At 71.3% G+C, this 1,004-nt stretch carries 1 protein-coding gene; it reads right to left on the bottom strand.

What is annotated here, in order from left to right; all coding sequences use genetic code 11:
- Window positions 1-941, bottom strand: a 941-nt coding sequence (locus tag ACGFZ2_RS34330) for a hypothetical protein (RefSeq protein ID WP_393461038.1), incomplete at its 3' end; no start/stop codon positions are given.
- Between the last annotated feature and the right edge of the window lie 63 nt (window positions 942-1,004).

The following is a 1,004-nucleotide window of genomic DNA, read 5'->3' as shown; positions in this document are numbered from 1 at the left end:
AACACCACATGCTCCGCACCCACACCCACCGCCCACTCCGCAACCCGACCACCCAACGCACCCGTACCACCCGTCACCAACACCGTCCCCGACAAACGAAAACGCGAGACGGCCGAACCACCAGCCCGCACCAACCGCCGCACAAACACACCCGACGACCGCACCGCCACCTGATCCTCACCAGACACACCCGACAACACCCCACACAAACGACCCCACACACCCCCATCCCACACACCCGACACATCCACCAACCCACCCCACCGCAACGGCAACTCCAAACCCACCACCCGACCCAAACCCCACACCGCCGCACCGGAGGTGAGGTCGCCCAGGGTCTCCGAGTCGTCCACGGCGACCGCGCCCGACGTGAGCCACCACAGGCGCGCGTCGACCGCCGCCACGGCCAGCGCCTGCGCCACCGCCAGAGCCTCGACCACGCCCGCGCCGGCGAGCGAGATCAGCGAAACCAGGCCGGCGACCGCTCCGCAGCTCTCCCGTGCCTCGGTCAACTGGCGCGCGATGCGGTCACGGTCCCACTCGTCCAGGACCACCGGGACCACCTCGGCGCCACGCGCCGACAACCCGACCAGCAGCGGGTGGTCCTCCTGACCGGGAAGAATCAACACCAACCACGTGCCGGTCAGGCCCTCACGCCCAGCCACGGTGGCGGGCTGCCACTCCACCCGGTACCGCCAGGAGTCCACGACGGACTGCTGCCGGGCGGCCCGCCGCCACTGAGCGAGCTTCGGCAGGACCTCGCTGAACGGCTCGTCCGCGCGGACGCCCAGCTCGCCGCCGATCCGGTCGGGGTCGCCGGACTCCACCGCCGCCCAGAACCGCCCGTCGAGCATGTCGGCGTGGGCGTCACGACGGGTCGAGGTCGCCGCCTCAGGCCAGTACCAGGTGTGGTCGAAGGCGTACGTGGGCAGGTCGACCACGCGCGGCCGGATGCCGGCCTGGCCGTGGTAAGCCGCCCAGTCGACCGGGACACCCGCGACCCA

Source organism: Micromonospora sp. NPDC048063, assembly GCF_043202855.1.
Classification (GTDB): Bacteria; Actinomycetota; Actinomycetes; order Mycobacteriales; family Micromonosporaceae; genus Micromonospora.
This window is presented reverse-complemented; position numbering and strand designations above follow the sequence as displayed.